This window comes from Aquibium sp. ELW1220, assembly GCF_030398385.1.
Classification (GTDB): Bacteria; Pseudomonadota; Alphaproteobacteria; order Rhizobiales; family Rhizobiaceae; genus Aquibium.
The window spans coordinates 54,547-71,057 of record NZ_JAOAOQ010000030.1 but is presented as its reverse complement, the minus strand read 5'-3'; the positions used below and the strand labels follow the sequence as shown (position 1 = coordinate 71,057).

The window sequence follows — 16,511 nt, the reverse complement described above, 5'->3', positions numbered from 1 at the left end:
GCCGTCCCGCCATTCGACGAATGCCGAGGCATGGATCCCGGGTCTGCGCCTCCGCTTCGCTCCGGCTTCGCCCGGGATGACGAAGGTGAAGGGGGCGGCGCGCTCGGGACTGGCTGGGGTGGCCACGCGGTGAAGGCGGTGCGCGTGATCCGGTCGACCGGAGATGGCGAGGCGGTGGCGGCCGGGCTCCCCCTCACCGTCCCGGGCTGCGCCCGGACCAGCTCTCCACCATGGTCATGGGAGAGAGGAAAGGTGCGCAACCGTCGCGCGTCCTTCGAGGTTCACCGAACTCGGATACGGCGTCCTTCGCTGCGCTCGGGCGCCGTTCCGGGATGACGACGGAGGGGGAGCGAGGCGCTGTCGGGTCAGACGGCTTCGCGGATGCGTTCGGCGGTCTGGAGGTCGACGGAGACGAGCTGGCTGACGCCCTGCTCGGCCATGGTGACGCCGAAGAGGCGGTCCATGCGGGCCATGGTGATGGGGTTGTGGGTGATGATGACGAAACGCGTGTGCGTGGTGCGCGCCATCTCGTCCATCAGGTTGCAGAAGCGCTCGACATTGTGGTCGTCGAGCGGCGCGTCGACCTCGTCGAGGACGCAGATCGGCGCGGGATTGGTGAGGAAGACGGCGAAGATCAGCGCCATGGCGGTGAGCGCCTGCTCGCCGCCGGAGAGAAGCGTCATGGTCTGCGGCTTCTTGCCCGGCGGGCGGGCGAGGATTTCGAGGCCGGCCTCGAGCGGATCGTCGGATTCGATCAGCTGGAGTTCGGCCGTGCCGCCGCCGAAGAGATGGGTGAAGAGCCGCTGGAACTGGCCGTTGACCACGTCGAAGGCGGCGAGAAGCCGCTCGCGGCCCTCGCGGTTGAGGCTCTGGATGGCCTGGCGCAGCGTCCGGATCGCCTCGACGACGTCGCCGCGCTCGGAGACGATCAGCTCGAGACGGCCGGAGAGCTCGCGCTGCTCCTCCTCGGCCCGCAGGTTGACGGCGCCGAGGCGCTCGCGCTCGATCCTGAGGCGGTCGACGCGGCGTTCGACTTCGGCCATGTCGGGCATGGCGTCGCCGGGCTGCAGGCCGGCCTGGCGGATGACGAGGTGCGGCGCGACGCCGAGCGTCTCCTGGATGCGCGCCTCGGCCTCGCGGCGGCGGTCGTCGGCGGCCGTCAGCCGCTCCTCGGCGCGGGCGCGGGCCTCGCGCGCCGACGACAGCGCCTGGATCGCGGCGGTGGCGGCCTTGTCGAGCGCCGCCTGCTTCGTCTCGGCCTCCGCCAGCCGGTCGGCCGCATCCCGGCGCTTCTTTTCGGCGGCCGAGAGTTCGGTGAGCAGCGCGCGGCGGCGGTCGTCCAGTTCGTCCGGGGCTTCGGCCATGGTGGCGAGTTCGGCCGCCGCTTCGGCCCGCCGGTCCGTCAGGGCGGCGATCTGGCGGTCGGCATTGTCGGCGCGGGCGATCCAGCGCTCGCGCTCGGCGGCGATGGCGGCCAGGCGGTTGCGGCGCGCCTCGGCCTCGCGCTTCAATCCGTCCGCCGCAGCGCGGGCGTCGGCGACGCCGGCGCGGTCGCGGGCAACGACGCCCGAGCGGGCCTCGAAGGCGGACTGGAGGGCGCGCGGGTCGGGCGCGGTCGCAAAGGCGGTCTCGGCCTCCGCCAGGAGACGCGCGGCCTCGTCGCGGGCCTCGGTGACGCGAGCCAGCGCCTCGGCCAGCGCTGCACGGCGGGCCGCCAGTTCGCCCGCGGCACGCTCGGCGCGGGCCAGCTCCTCGCGCGCATCGCCAAGGCCGCGCTGGCTGGCTCGCCAGGCCTCGCGCGCGGCCTTTTCGGCCTCGACGAAGGCGCGCACGGCCGCTTCCGCCTCCGCAAGGGCCGTCTCGGCCTGCCTGGCCTTCGCGGTGGCCTCGATCGCCTCCTGCTGAAGCTCGGCCAGCCGGTTCTTCCGGGCGAGCCGCTGCGCGGCGGCGGTGGGCGCGTCGGCGCCGGCGACGAAGCCGTCCCAGCGCCAGACCGCGCCGTCGCGGCTGACGAGACGCTGGCCGGGCGAAAGCAGGGCCTGGAGGCGGGGACCGTCGGCCTTGTCGACGATGCCGATCTGCGACAGCCGGCGGGCAAGGGCTGCCGGCGCCTCGACCCGGGCGGCGAGCGGCTCGGCGCCTTCAGGCAGGACCGGATCGCCGGACGCGGAAAAAGCGCCGCCCCAATGGGCGGGTGCGGCGGGATCGAGCGGCGCGTCGAGATCCTCGCCGAGTGCCGCGCCCAGCGCGGTCTCGTAGCCGCGCGCGACCCGGATCGCTTCGAGCGCGGCCGGAAAGCGGCCCGAGCCGCCGGCGGCAAGCACCTTGGCCAGCGTTCGCGCCTCGGTCTCGACGCGCTGCTGCGCGGCACGCGCCTCCTGCACGGCCGGCCGGAGCGACCCCTCGCGGGCGCGCGCTTCGGCCACCTTCTTCTCGGCGGAAAGCGCAGCCGCCTCGGCGGCAGCGGCACGGACGCCGGCCTCGTCCACCAGCCGCTTCCTGTCCGCCGGGTCCGGCAGCGCGGAGAGGCGCGCCGCGATCTGGTCGGACTCGCGGGCGGCATCGGCCAGCTGGCGGTCGAGCCTGCCCCTGCGTTCGGCGTGCTCGCGCATCGACCGTTCCAGCTGCATGCGCTGGGCGTTGGTCTCGGCCCGCTCGGCGGTGATCTGCGCCAGCGCGGCCTCGCTTTCGGCGAGCCGGACGGTCGAGGCCTCGACGGCCTGCCTGGCGGCGGCCTCGCGCTCGCCGGAGCCCGCCTGTTCGCGCGAAAGCGTCGCGCCCTCGGCGTCGAGGCGCGCCAGCGTCTCGGCATTGTCGCGCACCATCTGCTCCTCGCGGGCGATGTCGGCGTCGAGCTGGACGAGGCGCTTCTGCAGTTCGCCGGTGCGGGCGCGCAGGCGCTGCGCCTCCTCGTCGAGCTGGGTGCGGGCGATGGAGAGGCGCTGCAGCGCCGCCGCCGCCGCCGCCTCGGTGTCGCGCAGTTCGGGCAGCTTCATGGCGCCGACGGCCTGGTCCTTCGCCGCATGCATCTGCGCCTGCGCCTGCCCGGCCACGAAGGCGGTGGCGGCGGTGAGCGACTGCTGCGCCTCCGCCTCCTGCGCGCTCGCCAGCGTCCAGCGCAGGTGCAGGAGCGTCGCCTCCGCCTGGCGGATGTCGGCCGACAGGGCGCGGAAGCGGGAGGCCTGGCGCGCCTGGCGCTTCAGGCTCTCGATCTGGCTTTCGAGCTCGCGGGTGACGTCGTCCAGCCGTTCGAGGTTCTGCTCGGCGGCGCGCAGGCGCAGCTCGGCCTCGTGGCGGCGGGTGTGGAGGCCGGAGATGCCGGCGGCCTCTTCCAGGAGGGCGCGGCGGGCCTGGGGCTTGGCCTGGATCAGCTCGCCGATGCGGCCCTGCCCGACCATCGAGGGCGAGCGCGCGCCGGTGGACTGGTCGGCGAAGAGCAGCTGGACGTCGCGGGCCCGCGCCTCCCTGCCGTTGATGCGGTAGACGGAGCCAGCCTCGCGCTCGATGCGGCGCGAGACCTGCAGCTCGTCGGCATCATTGTGAGCGGGCGGTGCCGTGCGATCGGCATTGTCGAGGAAGAGCGTGACTTCCGCCGTGTTGCGGGCGGGCCGGGTGCCGGAGCCGGAGAAGATGACGTCGTCCATGCCGGACGCGCGCATGTTCTTGTAGGAGTTCTCGCCCATGACCCAGCGCAGGGCCTCGACGAGGTTCGACTTGCCGCAGCCGTTGGGCCCGACGACGCCGGTGAGGCCGCCCTCGATGACGAACTCGGCCGGCTCGACGAAGGACTTGAAGCCGAGGAGGCGGAGGCGGGAAAAGCGCATCAGGACGCGTCCCGCCGGATCGCAGGCGCGGTCGTGCCGCGCCCGCCGATCAGGGCAGGATCAGAGCAACGGGTCAATAATGGCCGAGAACTCGCCAATCGACATCGCCCCCGCGTATTTCCTGCCGTTGATGAAGAAGGTCGGCGTCGCGTCGACACCGAAATCCTTCTCGCCGCGATCCTTCACTGCCCTGACATCCATCAGAAGCTGCTGATCGGTCAAGCAGGCCTCGAAGGACTCCTGTGAAAAACCGGCCAGGCGGGCGATCTGCAGCAGGGCTGCGCGCGCGTCCTGGACCCGGACCCAGGCTTCCTGCTGCTTGAAGAGCACTTCCACCATGGCGAAATACTTGTCCTGCGAGCAGCGGGCCAGCATGAAGCCGGCCTCGGCGCGCGGATCGAACGGAAACTCGCGCAGGATGAGCCTCGCCTTGCCGGTGTCGATGTACTTCGCCTTGAGTTCCGGGAAGGTGGTGTTGTGGAAGGCGGCGCAGTGGCCGCAGGTCATCGAGGCATATTCGACGATGGTGACGGGCGCCTCGGCCTGGCCGTAGACCTTGTCGGGCAGCGCGCCTTCCGCCAGGAGCTTCTCCATGTCGACCGTGCCACGGGATTCCGGCGCGGCCGCGGTCGCGCCCGTGGTGGTCGTGTCGGCCGGGCTCTGCGCCTGGGCGGGCCCCGCCGCGTCGCTGCAGGATGCCAGGAGGGCCGCTGCCGGCAGGAGAGCCAGCGATCCGACGATCTGACGACGCGATACCTTGTTTACCATTCGAATCACCCGGTGCGATTTGGACAATGTGACATTCGCCAGTGAAGGACGACAGTGCGCGGTATTTAAGGCAGTCGCGGCGCCGATCACAGCCCCCTTTTGCGCGATGAAATCACGAAGGCGCGAATTGGACGGCCGGCCGCGTCAGCCCTTCGAGCCGATGACGGACCGCCCGAGCCGCTCGAGTGCGGCGCGCAGGCCGTCGTCCTCGATCTTTCCCACCGTGCCGGCAAGCCGCTTCGCCTCGTCGGGGCGCAGCGTCCGCGGCGGCCGGGGCACGTTGTTTTGCGGGATCGTCACCGGCTTCTGGACGATCTTGATGCGGCCGATCGCCTGGAAGCCGAGGAAGGCGTTGACGCGGCCGATGATCTCGCCGGTCTCGTGCTGGAGCCGCAGCGCCATGGCGCCCTCGCAGGCGATGATGAGCGTGGCGGGCTCGAAGGGATCGTCCTCCTGCATGCGGCGCGGCCAGGCGATGCGCTCGGGACGGGTGGAGGCGGCGAGCCGCGTGCCGACGATCTCATCCCAGGACTGGACGAGGCCGACGGTCATGCCGGCGCGCTTGCGCAGCACCGGGTCGAGCAGCGCGGTGGCGAGGTCGCTGACGGGCACGGCGCCGGCCCTGCCGGGCTTTCCTGTCATGAATGGCGTTTCCTTGAGGCTGACGCGTCTGCTATGGCCGGGCACGAGCCGCTGCCAGGAGCGCATGATAGCGCATGAATGCCCGCACGATAAGGACGAACGCGCGGCCGCCGATCTCGGCGCCATTGCTCGCCTGGTACGACCGGCATCACCGGCGGCTGCCGTGGCGGATCGGCCCGGCGGATGCGCGGGCCGGCCGGCGGGCCGATCCCTACCGGGTGTGGCTGTCGGAGATCATGCTGCAGCAGACGACGGTGCAGGCGGTAAAACCCTATTTCGAAGCCTTCACGGAGCGCTGGCCGACGGTGGAGGCGCTGGCGGCGGCACCCGCCGACGACATCATGAAGGCCTGGGCCGGGCTCGGCTATTATTCGCGGGCGCGCAACCTGAAAAAGTGCGCCGAAACGGTGGCGCAGGCGCACGGCGGACGGTTTCCCGACGACGTCGAGGGGCTGAAGGCGCTGCCGGGCATCGGCGACTACACGGCCGCGGCCATCGCCGCGATCGCGTTTGCCCGCCCGGCGGCGGTGGTGGACGGCAATGTCGAGCGGGTGATGACGCGTCTTGCCGCGATTCCGACGCCGCTGCCCGCCGCGAAGCCGGCGATCCGGGCGATGGTGCAGGACCTGCTGCCCGCCTCCCGGCCGGGCGATTTCGCGCAGGCGACGATGGACCTCGGCGCCACGATCTGCACGCCGAAGCGGCCGGCCTGTCCGCTCTGCCCGATCAGCGAGGGCTGCGCGGCCTTTCGCGCGGGCACGCAGGACGAGTTTCCCGTCAAGGCGCCGAAGGCGGTCAAGCCGGTGCGGCAGGGCGCGGCCTTCGTGGCGGAGAACCGCCATGGCGCGGTGCTCCTGCGCAAGCGGGCCGAGAAGGGCCTGCTCGGCGGCATGAGCGAGCCGCCGACGAGCGCCTGGACGGCGCGCGTGGACGGCGCGGCCGGAACCGGCGCCGCCCCCTTTGCGGCCGACTGGCGCGCGGCGGGCACGGTGACGCATGTGTTCACGCATTTCGAGCTGAGGCTCACCGTCTACCACGCCCGCGCCGACTTCGAGGCGCCGGCGGGCGCCTGGTGGTCGGCGCGCGCGGACCTTGCCGGCGAGGCGCTGCCGACCGTCATGAAGAAGGCAATCGAGACTGCGATACCGGGCGCGACCCGCAAGCCGGCCGCGGCCGGCCGCCCGAACCGCCACAAGGAGTGATGCCATGACCGAAATCCGCCACATCGTCTTCGACATCGGCAAGGTGCTGATCCATTACGATCCGGACCTGCCGTTCCAGCGCATCATCCCCGACGCCGACCGCCGCCGCCGGTTCTTCGAGACGGTCTGCACGCATGACTGGAACCTGGAGCAGGACCGCGGCCGCAGCTGGGCCGAGGCCGAGGCGCTGCTGATCGCCAGCCATCCGGCCGAGGCCGACAACATCCGCGCCTTCCGCAGGCACTGGCACGAGATGGTGCCCCATGCCTACGAGGACTCAGCCGCGATCATGACCGGCCTGATCGATGCCGGGCACGACGTGACCATGCTGACCAACTTCGCCGCCGACACCTTCGCCGAGGCGCGCCAGCGCTTCCCCTTCCTCAACCGCCCGCGCGGCGTGACGGTGTCGGGCGAGATCGGCCTGATCAAGCCGGACGTCGCGATCTACGAACGCCACGCGCGGGATTTCGGCCTCGACCCGGCGGCAAGCGTGTTCATCGACGACAGCGCCAAGAACGTGGAGGGCGCGCGGGCGGCGGGGTGGCAGGCGGTGCTGTTCGAGGGGGCGGGGAAGCTGCGGGAGGATTTGAGGGGGCTGGGGGTGGAGGGGTGAATCTGGCGATGGGGTGGAGTTGCTGATCGGGATGCCATTCGAGATGGTCCCGGGTCATTGTAGGCTCCAGGGAAGCCGCCATTCCCAGCGCGCGCAACTGTCGGCAAACTCGGGGTCACAACCGGACAGTCCGGTACTGGCTCACCGACCGCGAAAGCCGACTTTCAGCCCGCGACCTTATTACAATCGTTACTGTTTCGCTTAAAAAAAGCTACCTTAGCTCGTTGCCAATACTGGGACGTTCGAATCCGTAGCGTTGCCGTAGCGCAGGCGAAACGCGCGGCTAAGCATGCACAACGCAACGTGCGAGTTCCTGGCGCAAATAAAGAAGGCTGCACTTGAGCCACCGGCTTAGCGCCGGAAGGTCGCTTGGCGCGTTCATGTGGTGACCGACATCGCCCGACGGTGCGGGAAGCCACCAAGGTGCCGCGCTCGCCAAATGCATGCGCTCGACCGACAGCCGCCGTACCAGATCATCGACCGTAGGCTCTTGTACCGATGTCTCGAAATCTTCAACAATCTCTAACGGATCGGGTTGGAAACCGGCCCGATGGTCTTGAGCCAGACTACGCATGAAGTCGATCTGCCAATGAGGATGACCCGCGCCAGGGCTTTGAAACGAAACCTCCGGCCCGTCCCATTTTGTGATACCGGGCCATTCCAGTCGGAGAAATTGAGGCTTGATTGCCTCGTGACGTTTCCCAACATAGACGGTGAGACCCATATTCTTGAACCTATAGGGTCGTTGCCCCGTCGTCAGCTCCCACACCTCCTGCCAGCCCAGCCAAGCGAACAGACTACTCGGCATCTCGCATAGCGGCGCCACCCAGCTTGTGCCGCCTTTATCGCGGGTGACGCGTTCACACGCTGCACCCTGCACGCCGGCCCATACGCGATCGGATTGGTAGTCTGCGTCCACCCGCAGTTGTCTCGCGTCAAGCTCGAGAGCTGCGACGATCAGGCCTTTGAGCTCGATCCATCGTTGATCGAGAACGCCTTTGGTAGCCCGAAGCTCCGGCGGCGAGCTAAGCGGTTGCGAGGCTGGGCGCGCCATACATCTCCGCCACAATCTGAGCCGTTCGGCTGCGCCAAGATGGATCGGTCACATCTACAGTCTTACCAAGCATCGCGAGTTCGGTGACCCGGCGGCCGGCACGCGGGTCAATGCTGAGCGCTCGCAAATCGGGCAGCGGCATGGGATTGACGTGACGGGCGCTGAGGTCAAACTGACCGCCGGCGACATGTGGCGCATAGAGACTGAGCAGCTTGGCGAAAGGCGATGAATTAAATATCGCCACATAGGCGGCGAGTAGGTCGGCCAAGGGCAGAGCCTCTTCATCCGCCTCGACGAGCGCCGTTTTCGGCGTCCAGACGTGTCCCATCACCGCGACATATTCGGCTTCGTAGTCCCCTACAAATCCACCTTCGGAGGAAAAGAACTTGCTGACAATCCGAGGGACGTCATCATAGGCCCAAGATCGCGGACGGTCGAGCCCCCACCAATCCGTACGCTTGGATCGTATTGCGGTACGAGAAGCCAGCCTCTCTCGGGCGGGTTCAAGTACATGTTTGAAGTAGCTGGGGACGGCCTCGGCAACTGCGGCTTCGTTTGGGAACAACGGCCCAGCGGCTGTGTGGGGAAAAAACACGTAGTAGGGCTTTACGATGCGACCGTTCTGAATGGAATCGGTCATAGTCGCAATGCGGAAGGCCTTTTTATCTTTGGTTGGCAGGGCGCGCCATTCCTCCTTGGTGAGCAGCAGGATGTCATTGAGCCCCGTCTTAATCCCCTGAGAAACTTCGAAGAGATCCTGCACGCTGGGCAGGGACAGTTCACTCAAATCGGTCAAGAGTCGCTCTGTGACCGGCGTCGGAAGCCGCCAAGTCGGCCGTCCGGTCAGCGAGTCTGACAGGATCGGGAACAGGCTCCAATTGCTTTCGATGATCGGTGCCGTCGGCGCAGCGCCGTTGAGCTTGCGGATCTGGCGCAGGGCCTCGCCGGTGGCGGCCGCGTCGTTCTCCGTCAGGACGGCGGTCAAAGTTGAGGGAGCCTGCGGCGGGCCCTTGCGCACTACAGCGCAGGCGACCTGGATCATGGCATGCGAGAACAGACCGAAATCGCCGATTGAGGCGAGCATGCGCACATCGCCTTCGGACGCCAGTCTCTCGCGCCAGTTTGCCGCAGCCTTCAAAGACAGGAGGCTGGCCGGAAACAGCGAACCAAGAACACCGCCGGGGTTGAGAGCTTGGAGGCCACGCGCCACGAACGCCATGCTGTAGTCGCCTCGTGCCGCGCCCGCATCGGTGGCGTCGCGCAGTTGCTGGCGCTGCACGGCGCTCTGAGCCCCAAAAGCAATGAACGGCGGGTTCATGACGATGACGTCGCAGGCCGGCATCCCAGCTTCGCCCAGCGAGTCGCCGCAGGTCAGCTCAAGCTCGACGCCGCCGCCTGGCGACCAGTCCCGCAACGACATGCGCAGAACGAATCGTGCCATTGCGACCGCAGCCGCGGAAATGTCGAGCCCCACCAACTTCAGTTGGCCCTTGAAACCCGCACGGCGCAGCGCGCGTAGCGCTTCGTGCAAAAATGCCCCCGAGCCGCATGCCGGATCGCACAGCGTCAGCGCTTGGCGGCTGGCCAGATCGGGAATTGCGGCCAGTACCTGCTCGACAATGCTGCGAGCCAGGGCCGGTGGCGTGAAATGGGTGCCGCCGCGATTGGCCACGCGGGTCTCGGGCGCATCGATCAGGCCAAACAGGTCGAAATTCGGCGAGACGCGCAGCAGTTCGAAATGCGCCTCTTGAAAGAGCTGGCCGCCGGCATGGCGAATAGCCAAGGCCGGGTGCAGCCGCAGGAACGACAAACTGCCAGGTGCCGCGGCTACCTCGGCCCCCGCCGCGTCCAAGCCGTGAGCCGCGAGCCGCGCGCAAAGCTCAGGGCCGTCTTCGGCCAGCCCCAGGGCCGTCGGATCGATTCGATAATCTTCAGGCGCGATCAGCCGCGCCAGTGCGGCAAGATAGATGTCAGTGGTGCGGGCGTCGGGCAGCCCCGCATTATGGCTCAGCGAGCGAACGCGCCGGAAGTAGTTGAGCAGATGATCGACGACGCCGCGGTTGGAGCGCAGACGATCTTCATTCAAATAGGCGTAGAAGCGGTCGAGACTTCGCTCGACGCCGCCTCGCTCATAAACTCGCGTTTCGCGGGGCGCATCCCACCGCAGCACCGCCACCTTGTCGTCGGTGACGGTGACGTGGTGGGGGATATCGCTCGACCAAGCCCATCCGGCCGGATCGTTGTGCCGCCACAGATCCTCCTCCGAGGTCGAAAGCGCAAAGGTGCCAAACCCTCCGTCTAGCAGGACGTGGTGTTTGCCAGGCAAGGCGGCGGCGTCATGGCCTTCAAAGAGCGGTGCGAGCGCTAGGCCGAAGCGCTGGCTCCAGTCGAAGGCGAGGTCAAACCCGGTCATCGGCGCACCGCCACCGCAGGAAAGAGCGGCAGTTGTGCTTCCACTAGCAGTTGGCTGGGCGTGGCTAAGACCTCCAAGTGCCGACGCAGGCCGACGGTCAAACAGGCGTCTTTGGCGTAGATCTCCCCGTCGAGTTTCAACAAGGCCTCGTGAGCGTTGGGAAACACCGCGACCGCGCCCCATAGTGAGGGGAACGAGCGCCCCTTCAAAAGCGTCTGCAATTGCGCAATCGCAAGGCGCCAGCCGCTGACCTCGACGCCATAGCGCTGGTGAACCTCGTTGAGAACGCGCAATGCCAAAATGGTTTGCCAGGAAAAAAGCGCCAAATGTCCGCGCCCTGCCGGCGGCACGTCCGCAGCCACTACTGCGCGTCGCCCACACCACTCGCGAAGTTGGTGAGGCGTCAAGCCTGACAAGCGTGCAGCGTCGGATGCTCGGACCAGCGACATCTCGGATGGGTATCATACCCATCCGAACGGCGCCATCGCCAATTCGGTCCTAATCCTCCTTTGAATCGATTCGAGTCATATCCGCTGCCACCTGCCCAAAGCGGTTTTGAAAGCATCCGGTCAAGAAATAATTCCGGTGATCGAATGTCCAAGTGCGACGCAAAGCCGACGTCTGTGGGAGGGCGCCTTAGTCCGTTCTCAAACAACGGCATAGTTTGCCTAAACGACCGAGGATGCGGCGCGTTTGAACCGCCCCGGGTTTGCCGGAGGCTCCAACTCCTGAGTAGGATGGAGCCATCATGAGCAAGACGACGAACAAGTTTTCCCCGGAAGTGCGCCAGCGAGCCGTGCGGCTGGTGCTGGATCACGAACATGAACACCCCTCCCGCTGGGCGGCGATCATGTCGATCGCGTCCAAGATCGGCTGCACGGGCCAGACGCTGAACGAGTGGGTGAAGAAGGCGGAGGTCGACGCCGGCAAACGGGCCGGTATGCCGACGGACATGGTAGCGAAGCTGAAGGCTCTGGAGCGGGAGAACCGTGAGCTTCGGCAGGCCAACGAGATTCTGCGCAAGGCGAGCGCTTATTTTGCCCAGGCGGAGCTCGACCGCCCATTCAGCGATGATCGCGTTTATCGACGATCACCGCGAGGCGCATGGGGTCGAGCCGATCTGCAGGGTGCTGCCGATCGCCCCGTCGACCTACCGCGACCACGTCGCCAAGCGCCTCGATCCCGAGAAGCTGTCGGCGCGGGCGAAGCGGGACTTGATGCTGAAGCCCGAGATCGAGCGCGTCTTTGCCGAGAACTTCGAGGTCTATCGCGCGCGCAAGGTCTGGCGTCAGATGCTACGCGAAGGCTTCGCTGTCGCACGCTGCACGGTCGAGCGGCTGATGGCCGACTTGGGCCTTCAGGGCGTCATCCGCGGCAAGATCGTCCGCACCACGGTGCAGGACAAGGCAGCGCCATGCCAGCTCGACCATGTGAACCGGGTGTTCCATGCCCCGGCACCGAACAGGCTCTGGCTGTCGGACTTCACCTACGTCAGCACCTGGTCGGGCTTTGTCTACGTCGCCTTCGTCATCGACGCCTACGCCCGTCGGATCGTCGGCTGGCGGTTGAGCCGGACGGCGCACGCGAGCTTCGTCCTCGATGCTCTCGAACAGGCCCTGCACGAACGGCGGCCCAGTCATCGCGGCGGCCTCGTGCATCATTCCGACAGGGGCTCTCAATATGTCAGCATTCGCTACACCGAGCGACTGGCCGAAGCTGGCATCGAACCCTCCGTTGGCAGTGTCGGCGACTCCTACGACAACGCTCTCGCCGAGACGATCAACGGCCTCTACAAGGCCGAGGTCATCCATCGCAGGGGACCGTGGCGGAGCTTTGAGGCTGTCGAGTTCGCCACCCTGACCTGGGTCGACTGGTTCAACAATCGCCGGCTGCTGGAGCCCATCGGCAACATCCCGCCGGCCGAAGCCGAGGAACGCTACTACGCCATGCTGGAGGAACCGGCCATGGCAGCGTGACTCAAACGAAACAGCCTCCGGCAAACCCGGGGCGGTTCAGTTCCCGCCGGAGCTCGTACACTCCGTATAGGGCAGCGTTGTCGAGGTTGCCGCGCCAATCCTGCCAGTCCTTTTCCCACCCCGAAGCGGAAACTCCACCCAAGGCACACCCTTTACGGACCCCGCGAGGGTTTTCCGGCTCCAGCACGCGCATCCGCCACAGCAGCCTCCCGACGGAACCTGTCGCCTCCACCGCCGTTTGCCCTGTCTATCCCCACAACGAACTCCCCCACACCGCACCCCCGAGGGCACGATCATGGCCGACGAGACACTCCGCACGACGACCGATGCCGGCATTCCGGTGCAGAGCGACGAGCATTCGCTGACGATCGGGCGGGACGGGCCGATCGTGCTCAACGATCATTACCTGATCGAGCAGATGGCGAATTTCAATCGCGAGCGGATTCCCGAGCGGCAGCCGCATGCGAAGGGGAGCGGGGCTTTCGGGCGTTTCGAGGTGACGCAGGACGTCAGCCGGTTCACCAAGGCGAGGTTCCTGCAGCCCGGGACACGGGTGGAGACGGCGGTCCGCTTCTCCACCGTGGCCGGCGAACGCGGAAGTCCCGACACGTGGCGCGATCCGCGCGGCTTCTCGGTGAAGTTCTATACGGACGACGGCAATTTCGACATGGTCGGCAACAACACGCCGATCTTCTTCATTCGCGACCCGATGAAGTTCCAGCATTTCATCCGCAGCCAGAAGCGCCGGGCCGACAACGGGCTGCGCGACCACGACATGCAGTGGGACTTCTGGACGCTCAGCCCCGAAAGCGCGCACCAGGTGACCTACCTGATGGGCGACCGCGGCGTGCCGAAAAACTGGCGGGAGATGAACGGCTACGGCAGCCACACCTACATGCTGATCAGCGCGAGGGGCGAGAAATTCTGGGTGAAGTGGCACTTCCACAGCGATCTCGGCGACGGCAATGCGCACCTGACGCAGGAGGAGGCCGACCGGATGGCCGGGCAGGACGGCGACTACCACCGCCGCGACCTGTTCGACCACATCGCCCGCGGCGAATTCCCGAGCTGGACGCTGAAGTTCCAGGTGATGCCCTTCGAGGACGCGAAGACCTATCGCATCAACCCCTTCGACCTCACCAAGACATGGCCGCACGACGACTATCCGCTGATGGAGGTCGGAAGGCTGACGCTCGACACGAACCCGGTGGACTGGGACACCCAGATCGAGCAGCTGGCCTTCGAGCCGAACAACATGGTGCCCGGCATCGGCCTCAGCCCCGACAAGATGCTGCTCGCGCGCGGGTTTTCCTATGCCGACGCCCATCGCGCCCGGCTGGGGGTGAACTACAAGCAGATCCCGGTCAACCAGGCCAAGGCGGCGGAGGTGCATTCCTATTCGCGCGCCGGACGGGGGCGAACGGTCAACGCGGTCGATCCGGTCTATGCCCCCAACTCCTACGGCGGCCCCGGCGCACGGCCGCAGATCGGTGGAGAAGCGACCTGGATGGCCGACGGCGACATGGTGCGCGCCGCCTACACGCTGCGCGAAGGCGACGACGACTGGAGCCAGCCCGGCGCCCTCGTGCGCGAGGTCATGGACGACGCGCAGCGCGCGCGGTTCGTCACCAACGTCGCCGGGCATCTCGCCGACGGGGTGAGCGAGCCGATCCTGGTCCGCGCCTTCGCCTACTGGCGCAATGTCGACATGGACATCGGCGACCGGATCGAGAAGGCCACCCGCGACCTCGTCGGCGGCACCTCGCAGGCGCCCGGGATGGCGAGCGCCGCATCGATCTCCGGCTACCAGGGCGTTCCCGCGACGTCGTCGATCGCCAGGGGCGAAGGGCAGAAGAACGCCGCGATGGACCCGCGCGGGGGCACGGGCGAACGATAGGCGCGCCGTCGTTTCATCGGGGTGATGCCGTTCCGGCTTCGACTGCCGGAAACGGGAGCCGGGATACGGACTTTACGGTCCCGGCGTTGATTTTTCCGGCGACAGCACGCACATTCGTTTCAGGAGCGCCCCGATGAACCAAGTTTCCTTCAAGCGCTTGAGCGATGCCGATCTCGACCGCCTGGAAAAGGAGGGCGGCGAACTGGTCGTGGTCCGCGATGGGCACGAGCCGATGGTCGTCATGCGACTTGCCGACTGGCAGGCCATGGACGACACGACCTATCTGCTCTCCGACCCGGCAAACAGGGAGATGCTGCTTCGATCGATCGCCGAACTCGATGCCGGCAAGGGCGTCGAGAGAGAACTGATCAATCCGTGAGGAACGTTTTCTCAGGCGTCGCCTGGGAGCACGATCTGCATCGGCAATCGGCCGATGCCAAGCTGGCGGCCGGACGCGACGACCTCATCCGGGATGCTCGCGCGACCTCCCGCGCCATCATTCTCGGGCTTGTCCCGAGAATCTGCCCGCGTCGCGCATCGTGAACGTCGTGGCATGGCGCGCAAGGCGCTGGGAGGGCTACTGTGCGGGGGGACGGCAGATCCTCGGGACAGGCCCGAGGATGACGACCGTTCTATGGCGCAGGCGTCGAGACTTAGGCGCGGACGCCGATGCGGCCGGCCGGCTTCACCCGCCCGCCGCAGGCAGGGCGCCGGGACGCCTGCCGTGCGGGGGGCGGCAGATCCTCGGGACAGGCCCGAGGATGACGACCGTTCCAGGTCGCAGGCGTCGAGGTCGTGGCCGAAGATGACGACCGTTCCAGGTCGCAGGCGTCGAGGTCGTGGCCGAAGATGACGACCGTTCCAATCTAGGTCGCAGGCGTCGAGGCTCTGGACGCGGGCGCCGGTGCGTTCGGACGGCGTCAGGCGCCCGCCGCGCGCAGGCCGGCGCGGACCTGTCCGCGCAGGTCGTCGATGGGCTTGAGCCTGCCCGCCTCCTCGACGTGCCAGAAGGTCCAGCCGTTGCAGGCGTCGAGGCCCTGGACGCGGGCGCCCATGCGGTGGATGGAGCCGGCTTCGGAGCCGATGGCGAGGGTGCCGTCGGCGCGGACGCTGGCGGTCCAGCGCTTGCGGGCGTCGGTGAGGAGCGTGCCGGGGGCGACGAGGCCCGACTCGACCAGGCTGACGAAGGCGACGCGGGGTTCGGCGCGCTTGCCGGTCATCAGCGCGATCTCGGCATCGCCCAGGGGTTCGATCGCGGCGATGCGGGCGGTGGCGGCATCGATGTAATCCTGCTCGCGCTCGCAGCCGACGAAGTGGCGGCCGAGCCGCTTTGCCACCGCGCCGGTGGTTCCGGTTCCGAAGAAGGGATCGAGGATGACGTCGCCCGGGCGGCTGGAGGCCATCATCACCCGGGCGAGCAGCGCCTCGGGCTTCTGCGTCGGGTGGACCTTGCCGCCTTCGGCCGTCTTCAGGCGCTCGGCCCCGGTGCAGATCGGGAACAGCCAGTCGGTGCGCATCTGGACGTCGTCGTTGGAGGCCTTCATGGCGTCGTAGTTGAAAGTGTAGCCCTTCGCCGCCTGGTCGCGCGAGGCCCAGATCAGCGTCTCGTGCGCGTTCTGGAAGCGGCGGCCGCGGAAATTGGGCATCGGGTTGGTCTTGCGCCAGACGACGTCGTTGAGGATCCAGAAGCCCAGATCCTGCATGATGGCGCCGACGCGGAAGATGTTGTGGTAGGAGCCGATCACCCAGATCGTGCCGTTGGGCTTCAGCACGCGGCGCACGGCGAGCAGCCAGGCGCGGGTGAAGGCGTCATAGGCGGCGAAGCTGTCGAACTGGTCCCAGGCGTCGTCGACGGCGTCGACCTTCGACTGGTCGGGACGAAGCAGATCGCCTTCGAGCTGGAGATTGTAGGGCGGGTCGGCGAAGACCACGTCGACGGACTTCTCCGGAAGCCGGTTCAGTGCCGCGACGCAGTCTCCCCTGAAGATGGTGTCCAGCCATTCGGCCCGGTTGGAGGACGGCGAAAGGTCGTCGACGAGACGGATGGCGGACATCGGGTACACCTGGAACGCTGGACACTGTTTACCTGCCGTTATGGTTACCCGTCAGCGTAAATATT

Annotated in this window: 11 protein-coding genes, 1 pseudogene and 1 other annotated feature; of the genes and pseudogenes, 5 read left to right on the top strand and 7 right to left on the bottom strand. The window is 67.5% G+C overall.

Annotated elements, in window-relative coordinates; genetic code table 11:
• Nucleotides 1-365: 365 nt before the first annotated feature.
• The 3 genes from smc to N1F91_RS22465 all read right to left on the bottom strand — a co-directional run bounded on the left by smc (nt 366) and on the right by N1F91_RS22465 (nt 5,234).
• The gene (gene smc, locus N1F91_RS22475; RefSeq protein WP_289995555.1) at nt 366-3,824 is read right to left on the bottom strand and encodes a chromosome segregation protein SMC; all 3,459 of its coding nucleotides are present in this window, start codon (nt 3,822-3,824) and stop codon (nt 366-368) included.
• Between the two features lie 60 nt (nt 3,825-3,884).
• Entirely contained in the window at nt 3,885-4,592 is a 708-nt protein-coding gene (locus N1F91_RS22470) for a DsbA family protein (protein WP_289995563.1), read from the bottom strand.
• A gap of 144 nt (nt 4,593-4,736) precedes the next feature.
• A complete protein-coding gene (locus N1F91_RS22465) occupies nt 4,737-5,234 on the bottom strand; it encodes a DUF721 domain-containing protein (RefSeq protein ID WP_289995554.1) in 498 nt (165 codons plus the stop codon).
• A 74-nt stretch (nt 5,235-5,308) separates the two neighbouring features.
• Between N1F91_RS22465 and mutY the strand changes: the two genes are divergently transcribed.
• Together mutY and N1F91_RS22455 are read left to right on the top strand one after the other, a co-directional pair.
• Nucleotides 5,309-6,436, top strand: a complete 1,128-nt coding sequence (gene mutY, locus N1F91_RS22460; RefSeq protein ID WP_289995553.1) for an A/G-specific adenine glycosylase — start codon at nt 5,309-5,311, stop codon at nt 6,434-6,436.
• 4 nt (nt 6,437-6,440) lie between these two features.
• Nucleotides 6,441-7,052 carry an HAD family phosphatase gene (locus N1F91_RS22455; RefSeq protein WP_289995552.1) on the top strand — a complete coding sequence of 204 codons (612 nt, stop codon included), beginning with the start codon at nt 6,441-6,443 and terminating at the stop codon, nt 7,050-7,052.
• Between the two features lie 283 nt (nt 7,053-7,335).
• Here N1F91_RS22455 and N1F91_RS22450 read toward each other — a convergent pair whose 3' ends face one another.
• The 3 genes from N1F91_RS22450 to N1F91_RS22440 are packed head-to-tail and all read right to left on the bottom strand — an operon-like array spanning nt 7,336 to nt 10,845.
• A complete protein-coding gene (locus N1F91_RS22450) occupies nt 7,336-8,106 on the bottom strand; it encodes a hypothetical protein (protein ID WP_289995551.1) in 771 nt (256 codons plus the stop codon).
• Entirely contained in the window at nt 8,078-10,519 is a 2,442-nt protein-coding gene (locus N1F91_RS22445) for an N-6 DNA methylase (RefSeq protein WP_289995549.1), read from the bottom strand. Before N1F91_RS22445 ends, N1F91_RS22450 begins: the two co-directional genes overlap by 29 nt.
• Entirely contained in the window at nt 10,516-10,845 is a 330-nt protein-coding gene (locus tag N1F91_RS22440; RefSeq protein WP_289995546.1) for a hypothetical protein, read from the bottom strand. Before N1F91_RS22440 ends, N1F91_RS22445 begins: the two co-directional genes overlap by 4 nt.
• A gap of 422 nt (nt 10,846-11,267) precedes the next feature.
• Here N1F91_RS22440 and N1F91_RS22435 point away from each other — a divergent pair.
• The 3 genes and pseudogenes from N1F91_RS22435 (at nt 11,268) to N1F91_RS22425 (ending at nt 14,771) form a co-directional block, all read left to right on the top strand.
• Nucleotides 11,268-12,495, top strand: a pseudogene (locus N1F91_RS22435) (IS3 family transposase).
• Nucleotides 11,549-11,664, top strand: a sequence feature (AL1L pseudoknot). Its footprint overlaps the pseudogene before it by 116 nt.
• Nucleotides 12,496-12,790: 295 nt before the next feature.
• On the top strand, nt 12,791-14,392 hold the full coding sequence (locus N1F91_RS22430) for a catalase (protein ID WP_289995545.1): 1,602 nt from the start codon (nt 12,791-12,793) through the stop codon (nt 14,390-14,392).
• 133 nt (nt 14,393-14,525) lie between these two features.
• Entirely contained in the window at nt 14,526-14,771 is a 246-nt protein-coding gene (locus tag N1F91_RS22425; RefSeq protein WP_289995544.1) for a type II toxin-antitoxin system Phd/YefM family antitoxin, read from the top strand.
• A 541-nt stretch (nt 14,772-15,312) separates the two neighbouring features.
• On the opposite strand, the gene N1F91_RS22420 is transcribed toward N1F91_RS22425, so the two are convergent.
• Nucleotides 15,313-16,446, bottom strand: coding sequence for a site-specific DNA-methyltransferase (locus N1F91_RS22420; protein ID WP_289995542.1), 1,134 nt, complete (start codon nt 16,444-16,446; stop codon nt 15,313-15,315).
• Nucleotides 16,447-16,511: the final 65 nt, after the last annotated feature.

Coding starts and splice junctions, on each gene's coding strand:
- N1F91_RS22420 (WP_289995542.1), bottom strand. CDS start 16,446: ATGTCCGCCATCCGTCTCGTCGACGACCTTTCGCCGTCCTCCAACCGG.
- N1F91_RS22470 (WP_289995563.1), bottom strand. CDS start 4,592: ATGGTAAACAAGGTATCGCGTCGTCAGATCGTCGGATCGCTGGCTCTC.
- N1F91_RS22450 (WP_289995551.1), bottom strand. CDS start 8,106: ATGGCGCGCCCAGCCTCGCAACCGCTTAGCTCGCCGCCGGAGCTTCGG.
- mutY (WP_289995553.1), top strand. CDS start 5,309: ATGAATGCCCGCACGATAAGGACGAACGCGCGGCCGCCGATCTCGGCG.
- N1F91_RS22430 (WP_289995545.1), top strand. CDS start 12,791: ATGGCCGACGAGACACTCCGCACGACGACCGATGCCGGCATTCCGGTG.
- N1F91_RS22425 (WP_289995544.1), top strand. CDS start 14,526: ATGAACCAAGTTTCCTTCAAGCGCTTGAGCGATGCCGATCTCGACCGC.
- N1F91_RS22445 (WP_289995549.1), bottom strand. CDS start 10,519: ATGACCGGGTTTGACCTCGCCTTCGACTGGAGCCAGCGCTTCGGCCTA.
- smc (WP_289995555.1), bottom strand. CDS start 3,824: ATGCGCTTTTCCCGCCTCCGCCTCCTCGGCTTCAAGTCCTTCGTCGAG.
- N1F91_RS22465 (WP_289995554.1), bottom strand. CDS start 5,234: ATGACAGGAAAGCCCGGCAGGGCCGGCGCCGTGCCCGTCAGCGACCTC.
- N1F91_RS22455 (WP_289995552.1), top strand. CDS start 6,441: ATGACCGAAATCCGCCACATCGTCTTCGACATCGGCAAGGTGCTGATC.